Annotated in this window: 17 protein-coding genes and 1 riboswitch; of the genes, 4 read left to right on the forward strand and 13 right to left on the reverse strand. The window is 38.3% G+C overall.

Annotated elements, in window-relative coordinates:
* The first annotated feature begins 101 nt into the window (after nucleotides 1-101).
* Nucleotides 102-200, forward strand: a riboswitch (SAM riboswitch).
* 104 nt (nucleotides 201-304) lie between these two features.
* Entirely contained in the window at nucleotides 305-742 is a 438-nt protein-coding gene (locus tag BM098_RS07460) for an OsmC family protein (RefSeq protein ID WP_089831978.1), read from the forward strand.
* Nucleotides 743-825: 83 nt separating this feature from the next.
* Here the strand turns inward: BM098_RS07460 and BM098_RS07465 are convergent, their stop codons facing one another.
* From BM098_RS07465 to BM098_RS07480, 4 genes are all read right to left on the reverse strand, one after another.
* On the reverse strand, nucleotides 826-1617 hold the full coding sequence (locus BM098_RS07465) for a mechanosensitive ion channel family protein (protein ID WP_089831980.1): 792 nt from the start codon (nucleotides 1615-1617) through the stop codon (nucleotides 826-828).
* Nucleotides 1618-1695: 78 nt separating this feature from the next.
* Nucleotides 1696-2436 carry a sulfite exporter TauE/SafE family protein gene (locus BM098_RS07470; RefSeq protein WP_159430139.1) on the reverse strand — a complete coding sequence of 247 codons (741 nt, stop codon included), beginning with the start codon at nucleotides 2434-2436 and terminating at the stop codon, nucleotides 1696-1698.
* Entirely contained in the window at nucleotides 2429-2989 is a 561-nt protein-coding gene (locus BM098_RS07475; RefSeq protein WP_089831984.1) for a histidine phosphatase family protein, read from the reverse strand. The genes BM098_RS07470 and BM098_RS07475 overlap by 8 nt, the downstream gene beginning before the upstream one ends.
* A 90-nt stretch (nucleotides 2990-3079) precedes the next feature.
* Complete coding sequence (locus tag BM098_RS07480; protein WP_089831986.1) at nucleotides 3080-3298, reverse strand: hypothetical protein; 219 nt, start codon at nucleotides 3296-3298, stop codon at nucleotides 3080-3082.
* Nucleotides 3299-3718: 420 nt separating this feature from the next.
* On the opposite strand from BM098_RS07480, the gene BM098_RS07485 reads away from it, so the two are divergent.
* Nucleotides 3719-4063 carry a hypothetical protein gene (locus BM098_RS07485; protein ID WP_089831988.1) on the forward strand — a complete coding sequence of 115 codons (345 nt, stop codon included), beginning with the start codon at nucleotides 3719-3721 and terminating at the stop codon, nucleotides 4061-4063.
* Between the two features lie 168 nt (nucleotides 4064-4231).
* On the opposite strand, the gene BM098_RS07490 is transcribed toward BM098_RS07485, so the two are convergent.
* From BM098_RS07490 to BM098_RS07520, 7 genes are all read right to left on the reverse strand, one after another.
* Nucleotides 4232-4966 (reverse strand): aldo/keto reductase, encoded by a 735-nt coding sequence (locus BM098_RS07490; RefSeq protein ID WP_234987447.1) that lies wholly within the window; start codon nucleotides 4964-4966, stop codon nucleotides 4232-4234.
* 166 nt (nucleotides 4967-5132) lie between these two features.
* Entirely contained in the window at nucleotides 5133-5615 is a 483-nt protein-coding gene (locus BM098_RS07495) for a hypothetical protein (protein WP_089831990.1), read from the reverse strand.
* 17 nt (nucleotides 5616-5632) lie between these two features.
* Nucleotides 5633-5845, reverse strand: a complete 213-nt coding sequence (locus tag BM098_RS07500) for a helix-turn-helix domain-containing protein (RefSeq protein ID WP_089831992.1) — start codon at nucleotides 5843-5845, stop codon at nucleotides 5633-5635.
* Nucleotides 5846-5855: 10 nt separating this feature from the next.
* A complete protein-coding gene (locus BM098_RS07505) occupies nucleotides 5856-6329 on the reverse strand; it encodes a DUF2975 domain-containing protein (RefSeq protein ID WP_089831994.1) in 474 nt (157 codons plus the stop codon).
* A gap of 197 nt (nucleotides 6330-6526) precedes the next feature.
* A complete protein-coding gene (locus BM098_RS07510) occupies nucleotides 6527-6979 on the reverse strand; it encodes an ASCH domain-containing protein (protein ID WP_089831996.1) in 453 nt (150 codons plus the stop codon).
* Between the two features lie 40 nt (nucleotides 6980-7019).
* Nucleotides 7020-8420, reverse strand: coding sequence for a polysaccharide deacetylase family protein (locus BM098_RS07515; RefSeq protein WP_089831998.1), 1401 nt, complete (start codon nucleotides 8418-8420; stop codon nucleotides 7020-7022).
* A gap of 123 nt (nucleotides 8421-8543) precedes the next feature.
* Entirely contained in the window at nucleotides 8544-8972 is a 429-nt protein-coding gene (locus BM098_RS07520) for a MarR family winged helix-turn-helix transcriptional regulator (RefSeq protein WP_089831999.1), read from the reverse strand.
* A gap of 168 nt (nucleotides 8973-9140) precedes the next feature.
* Here BM098_RS07520 and BM098_RS07525 point away from each other — a divergent pair, with 168 nt between their 5' ends.
* Together BM098_RS07525 and BM098_RS07530 are read left to right on the forward strand one after the other, a co-directional pair.
* Nucleotides 9141-10607 (forward strand): methyl-accepting chemotaxis protein, encoded by a 1467-nt coding sequence (locus tag BM098_RS07525; protein ID WP_089832001.1) that lies wholly within the window; start codon nucleotides 9141-9143, stop codon nucleotides 10605-10607.
* 156 nt (nucleotides 10608-10763) lie between these two features.
* On the forward strand, nucleotides 10764-11186 hold the full coding sequence (locus BM098_RS07530; RefSeq protein WP_089832003.1) for an organic hydroperoxide resistance protein: 423 nt from the start codon (nucleotides 10764-10766) through the stop codon (nucleotides 11184-11186).
* A gap of 105 nt (nucleotides 11187-11291) precedes the next feature.
* On the opposite strand, the gene BM098_RS13705 is transcribed toward BM098_RS07530, so the two are convergent.
* Together BM098_RS13705 and BM098_RS07540 are read right to left on the reverse strand one after the other, a co-directional pair.
* Nucleotides 11292-11471 carry a hypothetical protein gene (locus BM098_RS13705; RefSeq protein WP_234987448.1) on the reverse strand — a complete coding sequence of 60 codons (180 nt, stop codon included), beginning with the start codon at nucleotides 11469-11471 and terminating at the stop codon, nucleotides 11292-11294.
* A gap of 80 nt (nucleotides 11472-11551) precedes the next feature.
* Nucleotides 11552-14833 (reverse strand): SNF2 helicase associated domain-containing protein, encoded by a 3282-nt coding sequence (locus BM098_RS07540; protein ID WP_089832006.1) that lies wholly within the window; start codon nucleotides 14831-14833, stop codon nucleotides 11552-11554.
* Between the last annotated feature and the right edge of the window lie 44 nt (nucleotides 14834-14877).

Below are 14877 nucleotides of genomic sequence, written 5' to 3' on the forward strand. Positions count from 1 at the left end.
AATTTAAAAACTCATTTGGTCAAAATACTTCGGATCATTTAACTAAAAGGTTGACAACTGTTTTTCTTTCGTGTATATTTACTGAAAATTCATACTTTTACAACTCATCAAGAGAGAGGGAGGGACTGACCCTGTGAACTCTCGGCAACCGCTAGTTATAGCAAGGTGCCAATTTCAGAAGCTAATGCTAAAGATGAGGAGGTAGAAAGATCAACGTATCTTACGCCCTTCTCTTTTGTTAGAGAAGGGCGTTTTTCTTAGAGTTGTAAGAGATGAGAAAAACTATAAAAAGGTGGAGATTATTATGGCAAAAGAAACATTTACTACAACATCAACATTAGAGGACCAGTTTTTAGTTAAAAATACCGCCCGTCAGCATACCGTTTTCGTCGACGAACCAGCATCCCTTGGTGGAACGGATACAGCGGTCAATCCAGTTGAATTATTACTTGCAGCACTCGGTTCATGCCAATCAATTGTTGCGCGCACCTATGCCAAAAAGCTTGATATAGATTTACAAGGGTTTAAAGTTGAACTTGAAGGAGATATTGATTTAGATGGCTTCTTTGACAAAGCCGATGTGCGTCCTGGTTTTTATGATATTCGGGCAACTTATCATATTGAGACTGATGCTGATGAGGCGAAAGTGAGTGACTTTGTCCGTTTCCTTGAAGCCCATTGCCCAGTCGGTGATACGATTGAAAATACTGTTGCCTTCTCATCGGTGTTTCATATCATATAATAATATTGCACGATCTTCGTGACACCTATAAAAAACGGCTTAGAGATTCTCTCTAAGCCGTTTAACTTTTGTGTTATTTTGTTCTACTCGTTAGACATATTAATATCCATTGTTGGATACGGAATGCCGATATTTTCGCGGTCAAAGGTAAGTTTGACGTCTTCTAATACATCATAATAAACAGTCCAGTAATCTTCTGCTTTTACCCATGCTTTTACCGCATAATCAACAGAAGAGTCACCGTGATTAGCTAGACGTACAAATGGTTCTGGGTCTTGCATCACTAATTCATGGTTTGTGATGATTGTTCTTAACACTTGTAACACATGTTGATTGTCTGCATCATAGCTAACACCAAAAGTGAAATCAACCCGGCGGGTACTGTTCACAGAGTAGTTCGTAATACCAGCGTTAGATAAGTTTCCATTTGGAATAAAAATCATTTTATTATCCACGGTCACAAGTTCCGTATAAAGAATTTGAATCGCTTTGACTGTCCCGCTGTATCCAGCGCCTTCGATGTAATCACCAACTTTAAACGGACGAATCGTTAATAATAATACCCCACCTGCAAGATTTGCAAGTGAACCCTGAAAAGCTAAACCAACCGCTAAACCAGCGGCACCTAAAATGGCGACAAACGACGCAATCGGAATACCTAAAATACCGATGACTGAAATGACAAGCAAGACTTTTAATCCCGCGCTAATGACCGATAGTAAAAACGGTTTTAAACTATCGTCTAGTTTTGATTTTTCAATTTGACTACCAATCACTTTAACAACTGCTTTAATAATTGCTAAACCAACAATTAACGTAATAATTGCCAGTACAATTGGCTTAACAATATCCACTAAAAGATTGATCCACTCCATTGTTCCAACTCCTTTGATATGTAAAGTATAATTATTATAACATGTTTAGTTCGTCTATACATGTCCTAAAGCTTTAAATTAGACGAATAAGTAAATGGCTGAAATAACCGTTGTCGCAAAAATAAACATACGGTATGTTTTTTCTTCAATGACAGATACGAGCCAAATACCAATCCGGGTCCCGGTAAAGATGACCGGTAAAAGAATAAGGGCTAACAAGAGATGTTGCCATTGAATCGATTGCCAAACAAACACGTGAAATGGTAACTTGAATGTATTGAGTAATATAAAGAACCAGGCCGTTGAACTGATCATTTTGCGTTTACCGATTTGTTTACTTAAAATATAAATCGCAAAAATCGGACCGGCCGCATTACCGACCATCGATGAAAAACCACTAAGCACACCAACTAAAGTCGTGAGCCACTTATGACTCGCAATTTTAATTGGGGCTTTCTGAATTTCTTTATAAACAAGTAGCACAACACAAAGAAGTACAATAATCCCCATCGTCATTTTAAATTGTTGGTCATTGACATATTGACCATACCATACCCCTAGTAGGACACCGATGACTGCAGGTGGTAAGAGATGTAAAATATCTTTTACTGAGACCTCTTTCCCGTAGTGCTTAACCGCAAACACATCACCGACCATCAGTAACAACAACATCATTCCTGATGAGACAATCCCCCCAAAAGTAAGCGCCATTAACACAACGACAAAAATGGTCGAACCTTGGATACCGGTTTTTGAAAAACCAATGATGATACCCGCAAGAATCAAGATCCCCCATTCAAGTAAACTATAATCAAACATAATCGACCTCCTTATAACCTTGATAAACAGCATCTTTAAACGTCATTTCAATCACAACAGGCATTTTATTTTTGAGTGCTAAAAAGTCTTGAAGACCAAAATCTGGTTCAAAGTACTGAATAATTGTACTAAGACTCGTGCCATGCGTTCCAATCATAATCGTTTGACCTGAGTGACGCGTCATTAATTCCATTAATACGGCAATATTTCGTTTTTGTACAATTGACAAGCTCTCACCTTCAGGCAAGCAGTATGAGAAGTCTTGCCACTGCTTTTTAACAAATCCATCAAAATCTGCAATCCAATGATTGGTGATCTTGCGTTCACGTAAATCATCGATTATTTGCACTTCTAGGCCAATAGTGTCCGCAAGCGGTTTGACAGTTTCAATCGCGCGTATATATGGACTAGAATAGATAGTGTGAATGGACTCATCGTTAAAGACAGTTCCTAAAGCCTGACTGTCACTTTTACCTTTCTCCGTTAATGGACTCATTGCGTCATCATGAACAGAAAAGTCTGGCTCTGCATGTCTGATCCATATCACTTTCATTGCTTCACACTCCTTCTCCTTACTCAATATAAATTAGTATACCATAGTAAAAAACCTTGAAGCAGTTCATTGCCTCAAGGTTTTTCTACGTTAGTTTGTTTTAAATTTGTTTACTTCATGCTCAAGTGATTCACCGTTTTGTTGGAGATTTTCGGCAGATTCTGCCACCATCTTAAGTGCTTGGAGTTGTTCAGCACTTGAGGCCTCGACTTCCTCAGTTGCGGCAGCTGTTTCTTCTAAAATCGCCGCAATTTGTGAAATAGCCTTCACAACGCCATCTTTGTATGCATTTATATCTAAGTGTTTCAACAGAGAACATCACTTTCTGGTTTTCTGATGCGAGCGAGGTAAACCTCGATGTTGTTTGCTTGATTTCATCGGCTTGACGTTCGGTCGCTTGTTTTGATGATTGATAACTTAAGTAGGCTAGTAAAGCTAAACTTATTAAAACAATTGGAACAAATATTAAGATTTTCTTTTGTATACTTACTTTCATCGGTGCATCCCCCTTATTCGTTTTAATGTGATATCTTCTATATCGACTTTTTAAACGAATAAGCGTAAAAAAGTAAGCGCTATATTCAAATTTTTAAATGTTGAACAATTCAGTATCGTTCTAATTGTGATTCATTGACTCTCACTCAGTATATTTTTTAACACCTTTACCGTTTACCTAAACGGTATTCGGGGAAAGAAAGGTTATCCAAACTTTTTTAAGGAGTGACCACCATGACACGTTCAGCTAAAAAACCTTACGATCTACTTATTCTCATAACGCATGTTACTTTCATTGTTTTTTCTTTTTATGTAGCGATTACTCTCCCCTATTACATTGGCATCTTATTAATCGTTGGACACTACACTCACGAAAGACTTCATAAAGGGTGTATTCTCACGACTCTCCAACAAAATCATGGCTATGCGAGAAATAATGAAGACTTCTTTCACTATCTATTTCGTCGTTTGGGTATTGATCTAAATCCAACCATCACAACACAACTGCATAATGTTGTGAAAACCATTATTTTGATTATTGTTGTTATTGATTTTGTTGAACGCGTCATTCTTGTCTAAGTTAGTATCCTTTTCTATATGGAGAAAGCCACCTAACGATGAGTTAGGTGGCTTGTTCATTTACCAGTTAAGATTTAAGTGCTTCACTTTTGTCTCAGATAAATCACGTAATTGTTGTTTTGTGTTTGGGTCTAATGGTGTTTGACCAGCGCTCATATTCTGTCTTAACTATTCACTATTTCTAGCACCTGGAATGACAGAGGCAAATGCTTTAAATGATAAAATATATTGCAGGTCGACACTTGCCATTGATTGATTTTCACCAATAATGTTGCGCACGTCTTGAACAAGCTTACTGCGTTCTTTAATCTCCGCTTCACTCCAACGACTACGAATACCTTTGAAGGTGCTACTTGCATCGTATTTACCTGATAACCATCCGGAATCAAGCAGGACTTTGACAATCACACCAACCCCTTTGTCATAAGCACGCTGGATGGCTTCAAGTGGTTCTTGATGGAAGATATTGAACATCACCTCAATCACATCACTGTTTGTTTCAGCTGAAATCTGATCGACCTCTTTACCTGTATCGATGGATGCCCCGTAGGCTTTGATCTTTCCTTGTTGTTTTAAATCTTCTAATACACCATAAACTTCACTTGTTTGGGAGAGTGTGTCAAATGGTGGATTGTGCAGTAACAATGAATCTAAATAGTCCGTTTGGAGCCGCTGTAAACTGCCATCAACGGATTCAATTAAACGCTTCGGATCAAAGCTCTGAACGTCATCGGTATGGTGACCACACTTACTATTAATAATGACCTCATCACGTCTACCTTTGAATGCTTCACCTAAAATTGACTCACTCTTACCTAAACCGTAATTCGGTGCGGTATCAAAGAAATTACATCCGCGTTCGATTGCTTCATGAACAAGTTTGACTGCCTCTTTGTCAGTCATCTCGCCCTAATCTTTTAAATTACCAAGTTGCCACGCACCAAAACCAACCCGCGATACGTTAAGACCTGTCTGACCTAATTGTTGTTTATCCATCTCATCTCACTCCTCTATGCTTGTTAACGCTAACACTAAAGCGCTTTCGTTATTTGCGCAAGTAAAACGCAAGTTAAACCTTGCGTTTTTTCATCCGGTCATAGACAAAACCACTGATCGTGCTAATAAAGACAATCACCAGATAACTCAAATAAAAGAATAGTAGGATAATCCCCGCACCAGGTCCTGGGTCATCGGTTAGGTTTTCCATCGGGAATAACCAGGCAAATAACACAACACTAACAAGAAGAAAGACGACCGCAAACACAATGATCAGTAAATCGATAACATGACCTGATATTAATTTTCTTGGAACAATCATCGCAAACGCGATTAAACCAATAAAGAAAAGAACAATTAATATCATACTCACGTTATTAACCGTTTCAAGCCGTATACCAATCAAACGACTGATTCGCAGGGGATTTACAATGAGTTCTGAGATGAAAAAACCAAGCAAAGCATAAATTGCCCCAATCATTATCACCCGGCCGAGGTTAGTTCGTAAGGTGTTCTTTTTACTAGCCACTGTTTGTTCCTCTTTACGTCGTAACATAACCATGTCTCCCTTCATCATTCATCTACGTCACTCACATACTCCAATATATCACCCGGTTGGCACTGAAGCGCTTCACAAATAGCTTCAAGGGTGGAGAAGCGAATCGCTTTGGCTTTGCCATTTTTTAATATTGATAGATTGGCCATAGTAATACCAACGCGTTCTGATAGTTCCGTTACACTCATCTTTTGCTTAGCTAATAACACATCAATATGAATTTTTATCATCTCTGCCACCTCAAATCGTTAAATCATTTTCTGATTTTATTTCAATCGCTTGAGTTAATAACGTTTGGAGTAAGGCTGAAAAGACAGCAATAATAATGGAGCCAAAGATAGGTAATCCACTAACTATTATTAACCCTGGTGCATCTTCTATTTCAGCCACGCCATAAACTAAAGGCCAAATAACGGTATACAATACCGCAATAGCAATGGCTGACTGTTTAATCTGTCTTAAGGCCGTTACCGCAACATACGTGAAGGCTTGTTGTTGGTCAATGAGTTTCAACAAGTCATAGGCACGCTTTAGCGCATAGAAAAATGGTAGCGCCGTTATTAACATCAACGTTACGATTGGGTTTAGTAAGTGATTATATGTGGCATTAAATGGTGGACTAAACAAAAGATAGACTAGGTAACCAGTAAAAACAGCGATTGGTAACCCGATAAAGATTAAGCCGAATTTCAATAGTCGTGTGGAATAATTCATGAGACCCCTCTTTTCGAATAAGCTTTATATTCATTTTAATATATTTTTTATTGTTTATCAATAAATAATTATTGTTTATCAGAAAAATAAAGCAGCTATTCATTCAAAAAAGCTTCTCACTCATAGATAGAGTAAGAAGCTCTTCGTTTTTTGATGTAGTCATATATCTTCTTTTCATTCCATTGATGAATGCAATCTTAAAACACCCGAACAAATCGTTCACAAACGACAGAGATTTTGTCATGGAAAGGTTGATTGATCTCCTCTAGTTCTTGTTTAAAGAATGGCTCATGGACATCCCGCCAGTATCGAAGGCTTCTGTCACCTTCACCTTCTAAAAAAGCATGGGCGGCCGTGACTTCATCGAATGGACAAATTTCCACATGCGTTGTTTCAATAATCGCGACCGCTTTCCCGTCGCCGTCTAAGATAACACTATAATCCCCGACTTTAGGTAATGGCTCATTCTCCACTTCATATAAAGTATAATTTGAAGAAGTCGCCGTCTTAATCCCCTTTACGACTAAGTCACTCAAGTCATCGGCTACTTCTTTTCCGTACCCGAAAGCCCAAGCTTGATAATCGTCGGTTACGGTTGGGTGCTTCGTTTTAAATTGATTCCATAAACTAACGACTGATTGTTGATCCATTTTACATCACCCTTCTCATACTTTTATAAACTACCCTGCTTTATTCTAATACTTTAGAAACTTCAACCGATGTATAGCCTTGTTCTTCAAGGTATGGTAAAACGAGTTCTAAGGCATCGATCGTCGTTGCGTGAATATCATGCATCAATATAATCGCACCGGGCTTAAGGTTTTCTTTTACCTCAGCTAAAATAGCATCCGGGTTTTTCGTTTTCCAATCAAGGGTATCAATTGTCCACAGCACTGATGGGACGGTTAAAAAGCTCTCCACATGGTCATTGGTTGCCCCGTATGGTGGACGAAACACCGTGGCACTTTCACCTATGATGTCTTTTAACTTTTGATTGACTGAGTTAATTTCTTCTTTAATAGCCGCATCACTAATCTTTGTCAGTTGCTTATGGTTCCACGTATGATTACCAATCTCATGACCTTGATTGAAGACTTCTTTAACTAGGTCTGGATAGAAGTCGATTCGACTACCTAACATAAAAAATGTTGCTTTCATGTCATACTCAGCTAACAATTGCAGCGCTTTTAATGTATTTTCTGAATGTGGCCCATCATCAAAGGTTAAAGCCACCTTCTTTTTATCAATTGATATTAATTGATCATCTTCCTCTTTTTCACCCGCTGATACGTTATCTGTCTCAAGGTTCTTTTCTGTCGGCTCATCCACCTTTAATTTTTTTAGCCATTCTTCTTTTAAAAACGGGCCTGCGTCGTTTAACGGTATCGCTACTTCTGGGGAACCAGCTGCTCCTGCGGTCACTTCATATTTATCAAACTTAAATGTTATGGCATCTCTACTCAAGTAGAGATTGGAGAAGTCTGTTGACTCAATCCATTCCTGTAATAAGTCATCAAAAAACATGTCTTGATAATCCGTTGATGTGTCAAAATAGTTCTTTAATGTTGTGTAAAGGACGTCTCTCGTCTCTTCATTCACTCGGATAATGTCATCGGCTGTGACAAAGTTTTCACTACCTAAATCAACCATAAACACTTTCGATGTTTGTCGTCCATTCGCTCCCATGACATAGCTCTCTGTACTAAAGACGATCGAGTAAAGCTCGTCTTCTACCGGATGGATATCGAAGGTTAAGTAAAAGCTTGCTTGCCAACCTCTTTCAGTTAATAGCACCTCATTATCAGCAACTTCCTTTAAATAATGTGCTTTTTCTTCTTCTACAAATGCTGTTATCGTCTTATTTAATTTGTCATCCTTAAAGACCGGGTAATGTACAGCACTATGATAGTGCGCTTTTTCTTCTACTTCTGTCGCAATTTGAATACCTGGATAATGTGATTGGGCTACATCTTCTGTCGCTTGCAACTCATGATTGGTTGATTTCCCTGACATGAGCGACCCAATGATTAAGCCTACAAGTACGAAGATAAGTAGTGCCAGCACGCCATATATTTTGTGGATAGCCTTCATTTTATTCCCTCTTTTATATTTGTTTTTTATGTTCAATAGACTATTTTAACAAATAGTAGAAAGAAGTACGATGCATCGTTATAACCAATTTAAATACTCAACAAGATAGAGTGACTTCATTAATCAGTCAGGTTTTTGCATCAATTTGGTTAAAATCACTTTCAATTGATGATACTCTTCTTCTGTTAGTTTCGTGCCTTCGATAAATTTCGTCGGTATCTCTTCTGCTAAATGTTCTTTCTCTTTCCCTAAGGCGGTTAGTTCAACTTCTACAACGCGTTCGTCTTCTATTGAGCGGCGGCGGGTTAAGATCCCACGGTCTTCCATCCGCTTGAGCATCGGTGTGAGCGTACCAGAATCTAAGTATAACCGATTCCCTAACGCCTTGACGGTGATGATTTCTTCTTCCCATAGAACGAGCAGGACTAAATATTGTGGGTACGTCACATCTAATTCCTTTAATAACGGTTGATATCGCTTCGTCATCTCACGCGTCGCCGCATAAAGCGGAAAGCATAGTTGATTATTTAATTTTAATTGTTCTTTTGCCATCTCGATCACCTCTTCATTTCATAGTTTATCACAAAACCTTGTGGTGATAACTGTTTGAGCTTACTTAACATATTTTTGACATACTATAAAAATATTTAAAAAATTAAAAGCATGCCGATATAATAATTGATGTATTAAAAATAGATGTTATAACTGGAGGAGTAAACTATGCAATCAGTTGAAGAACTGCAACACCAAGACCTTAAACAAAAAAACTTATTGGCAATTATTTCTTTTTCATTTTCTATCGCTACTGGTGCAATGATCGCCTTTTTAGACGGCCTAACAACAAGGGCTATTTTTTACAGTGCCGAAATTTTATTTTTATGGATCAGTTTCTTATTATTACGTTTTATTATTAAGAAACCAATAATTTTCCCATATATTATCATATTGGCCAGCTATACTTTTACTATTATCGCCATTTTTTTGTTTGGAAGTAGTTTTTCTATTGCTTTAATCGTTTTCTTTTTACTCTTTTTATCTACGCTCTATTTACGTAAAACTATCTTTATTATTGGTAGTGTACTTGGACTCGCTGTACTTTATTTGAATACGATACACGCACCAGTGGAATTAACCTTTTTACTTGATAACTTAACAATTATGATGTTCACATACATTTTAACAGCTATCGTTGCCTTTTTACTTGTAATTCTAAACAATAAACAACAGCAAACGCTTGAAGCGATTCTCACCGAAACTGAGACTGCTAAAAATCATCAGCGTGACCAGCACCAACAACTAGAAGCTCACGTTGAAACAATCGTGAGTGCGTTAACAAAGATGAACGAGCATATTCATAGTAACCTTGATTCACAGGGCGAAATGGCAATTGCGATTCAAGAACTCGCAGAAGGTAGTGCTGACCAATCTGAGAAAATCTCTGATATTGATACCTACCAAAAAGAAACAATGCGTGAGACACAGGCGATGTTAACAGAAACCGAAACACTGGAATCTTTAGTGGCATTGTCAACCGAAACAGCTAATGACGGCAATCAATTACTTGATAGCTTAGTCAATAATACGAAACAATTACTCGGTTACTTTAAAGAAATGAATGAGGCGTTTAACCTCCTTTCGACAAAGATTAAAGAAACGAATAGTTTTTCAGATAGTATTATCGATATTAGTGAACAGACAAACCTCCTTGCTTTAAATGCCTCAATTGAGGCTGCTCGAGCGGGTGAGGCTGGTAAAGGTTTTGCGGTTGTGGCTGATGAAATTAGAAAGCTTGCTGAAAATAGTAATCATGCGGCTGAAAATATTACCACAAACTTAAAAGAAGTGAACGACACACACGAGTTTACTCTGACAAAAATGACAAAAAACCTACAAATGAGTGAAGATAATTTGAAAAAGGCCACCGATGTAGACAAGGCCTTCACAATGCTGGGTAGCTACTTAACCAACTTACGCGAACAATTTAACACTTTCCAAATACTCGCAGAAAAAGTTGAAGGCAACACCAATCATGTCAGTGACCGCACAAGCGAACTCGCTGCCATCATTGAACAATCATCTGCGAGCTTAGAAGAAATGAGCGCAACAGTTGAAACATTAAACAAGCAAAATAAAACAATTGCTGACGATATGAAGCATACCGAATCAGCAGCTAAACAGATGGTTTAATAACATAAGATGTTTTCGCCTTTTTTAAAAATAGTAGTTAACCTCAAGTCCCGGTCTCAAATGAGATCGGGACTTTTTTTAAGCATTGAAGTTGCTTTTGTTATTTTAATTGTGTACAATTTAATTGTAAACAATTAAAATAGGAGGTTATTCATTATGGGATTACCACTTTATACTGCAAAATCAACCGCATCAGGTGGACGAAAGGGTGTTGCAAGAACATCTGACGGACAAATGGAACTCGCATTATCGTTACCGAAAGGTTTAGGTGGCAAAGAAGAAGACGGCACAACAAATCCGGAACAACTTTTCTCACTCGGATACGCTGCTTGTTTTGACAGTGCGCTGCAACTCGTGGCAGGACAAGCAAAGAAACAGATTACATCAGAAGTAACCGCAGAAGTAAGTATTGAGAAGAAATTAAAAGGCTTTGGATTAAGCGTAAAGTTAACCGCTGAAATGACCGGTGTCACCCAAGCAGAAGCTGACGACTTAATGGAAAAAGCGCATCAAGTATGTCCTTACTCTCGGGCCATTGATGGTAATGTACCAGTTAAGAAAAAAGCTATCGCCAAATAGTTTGGCTCACGCTTTAAATCAGTCAGTCTGAGGAGATTATTGAATAAGACATGACAAAACCCACGCATGATTGTTTCGCGTGGGTTTTCGTCGTTTTTTATCTCATTACGTCAAGTTTAACAACAGTTTAATATCCTCTTCTGATAGGGATTGACTGGTTGTCTCACCTGGCTGAATGACGGTATCAATCAGTTCCCGTTTCTTTTCTTGTAGCTGATAAATTTTCTCTTCGATCGTGCCTTCAGCAATTAAACGATGGACATGTACAACATCTTTTTGTCCCATCCGGTGAGCACGACCAGCCGCTTGTTCTTCAACAGCTGGATTCCACCATAAGTCATAAAGGATAACGGTATCTGCCCCAGTTAAATTAAGTCCAGTGCCACCTGCTTTAAGTGAGATAAGAAAAATTGGTTTCTCCCCTTCATTAAAACGTTCAGCATATCAACACGCGCCTGACTTTTTGTCTGTCCGTCCAGATAAAAGAAATCATAACCGGCCCCAGTTAACTTTTCTGCCATTACTTTAAGCATACTTGAAAACTTCGAGAAAATTAGAAGACGGTGATTATTCGCAAGACCTGTTTCAATTAAATCTAAAAGTTGCAGTAACTTACCTGATTCACCTTCGTAGTTATCTAAGAATAATCCCGGGTGGCAACATATTTGTCTTAGTCTTGTGAGACCTGCTAATATTTTCATCCGGCTCTGCTGGAAACCTTCAGTTTTTAACTGCGCCGCTGCTTCTTCTTGAATCTTACTTAAGTAAGCTAAGTAGACTTTCTTTTGATCATCGGTCAGTTCTGAATACTGTAACGAATCCACCCGGTCCGGCAGTTCTGTCAGCACATCTTGTTTAACTCGGCGTAGAATAAACGGCCGAACAATCCGGGCGATTTTTTCTGGTGCAAGCTTTTTAAAATCTTTTTTCGCCGGGAACAGTCCTGGCATTAATACATGAAAGAGTGACCATAACTCATCCAGTGAGTTTTCAATTGGCGTCCCACTTAAGGCAAAGCATTTACCAGATTTTAGTGAGCGGATGACCTTGGCTATTTTCGTCTGATTATTCTTAATCGCTTGTGCTTCATCTAAAAACAGAATCGGATACGCCTGTTGTTTCAAGACATCAATTTCTTGCCGTACCATCGGATACGAGGTAATCCAGACATCGGGTGATTCTGTTTGCCACATTAACTCGCGCTCATCTTTTGTCCCGTAAAAAACTTTGACCGTTAGCTTTGCCGCAAACTTTTTAAATTCGCGTTCCCAGTTAAAAATTAATGACGCTGGTGCGACAATAAGTGCTGGTGACTGGAAAGACTGATCTTTTTCTTCCCATAACTTTAAGATATAGCAAATCGCTTGTAGGGTTTTACCAAGACCCATATCGTCTGCCAGTACCCCGCCAAAACCATAATGTGCGAGTGTATTAAACCACTGGAAACCATCGACTTGATAGTCACGTAAGTTGGCTTCGATCGTTTCAGGTAATGGGACTTCCCTGGTTTCCGGTTGTTTTAAGTCTCGTAAGAGACGTTTAAAGGCTTGTTTATAAATCGCTTGATTCGATTCACTCATCATGTCATCAACTTCCATACTATGATAGAGCGGCAAATGGACATGTTCATTCGTAAGGTCACCCGCCTTAACATCAAACCGTTCAGCAAACTGATTGATTGTTTGGAAAACATCGGTATCAAGCGGCATAAATTGACCATTTCTGAGGCGGTGGAACTTTTTCTTTTCTTTCATTGAGGTTAACACACTACCAACTTCATCAGACGGGATATGTGAAAAATCAAACGCGATATCAAGAAGTTGATTATCATGGTCCACATCTGAAGTCATCGTTGGATAGTGACGTTCTTCAAGGAATAAGTTCTTTGCCTTCTCTGTCATAAAGATATCAAGATGCTCACTTAAGATGGAGAGGTGCTGATAAAAGAACGCAAATTGATCCGCTTCTTCTAACAGGTAAAGAACGTCTTCATCGCGCACAAACTGTGCTTGACCTAATAAATACATAATCTGTTGTTCTTTATTGGAATCAGTCACAAGCAGCTTGTCTTCAGCCGGACCTAAAAATGGATTAAAGGTCGTTAAACCATATTGGAACTCAAGCTTCGCGGTCAACAAGTGATTGTCATAATCGACATAAAGTTTCGCTTGTAGTGGATGTTTTTCAATCTCATCTTTTATGGCAGGGTCAATGATGACCTCGCCAGTTTTCTCAAGCTCCGGCGCAACATCTGATAGAAAATCAAGCATTTGTTCATGGTTGAAATAGAGCCTATCCCCACCAGAATCTTGCACTAAACTATAGCACGTCCATACAACCCTTTCTTGTTCTTCTGTTAAAGGATAAAATTTATTGTCTTTATTTAGGTATAAATAATCTTCTAAGAATTGATACGCTTCTAAGTTCTTAAAGTGTAAGACATAGCGCTCCTCTTTTTTAGACAGTTCAAATTTAAGTGGTGGCTTTTTATCCATCACCTTCAATACTTTTGTTGGTTTGTAGGTCGTATCATTAACAACTGTTGTCCGTTCTGAAAGGAGGGGCAGTAACTCTCTTGCTGCTTTAGCCGTTAACATAATCGAGCGTCCTTCATAATCAAACCGGCTATCACCAAACCGTTGTTGTTCTTGAATATACGTTTTTAAGTACGTGAAAACCGCTTCATCTTCTGGCGTAAACGTATATTTATTTGGATCATAGCTGAATTTAGACGTAAATGTAAGTGTGTCGTGTCGATCGATATGTTTTAACAGTTGATCGATTGACTTCACCACATAGGTCCGCTTTTCACCTATTTTCACATCCAGCATCAGATGAAGTCCGTTATAATAACTGTGTTGAATATGCACGAAATACTCCACCATTAATGGCATGCGATTGGTTGAGGCTGCCTGTTGAAATATTTGTTTTTGTCGCATCGCTTTTAAATGATTCACAAACACTTGGCTCCACTCAGCTTCTTGCGACATTATTTTCGCTGGTTGTTTCATACTGCTATCTTCAAACTTTCCCACTAACTCAAGCATGACCGCCGCCACATGCTTACATGTTCCGTAATCACTAAATGCCGGACAATCACAGCTATAGTCTTTAAACGGGTGTTCCGTGTGAATCAACACATCATAATCATATTTAGAGCCTGAGACATTTGCTTCCCATAAATGAAGTTTTCGGTTACGCTTAAGATTATGGACCCGATAGTTATTATAATAGTCATACCCACGCTTAAAAAACGTTGGATTAAAATGTGCTTTCACATCTTCAAGGGTTAAGTCATCTTCTTTCCCTTTAAAAAGAACAGAAAATTCGTCTCCTCCCCACCTAGCGACAATGTGTGTGCCAGAAAAAACACTATTCAATAACACTGCAGTACTTTTAATCATTTCGTCTCCTTGATGATGGCCTAATGTATCATTAATTTCCTTGAAATTATCGATATCAATAAAAACGAGATAATCAAAGCTGGCATTTTCATTTTTGACCTCATTCATTAATATCTCATCAAATGATCTCCTATTATTTAGTCGTGTTAAGCTGTCTATATGAACTATATTATCTAATTTCTTTTTGTCTCTTGATAGTGTACAATATTTTGTGTAAACGACCTTTGACTCGTTTTTGAGCATGGAAAAAGGAAGCCTCTTTTTGTAGAATAGAGTTACCAAACAAC

The organism is Halolactibacillus halophilus, assembly GCF_900115605.1.
Taxonomy (GTDB): Bacteria; Bacillota; Bacilli; order Bacillales; family Amphibacillaceae; genus Halolactibacillus; species Halolactibacillus halophilus.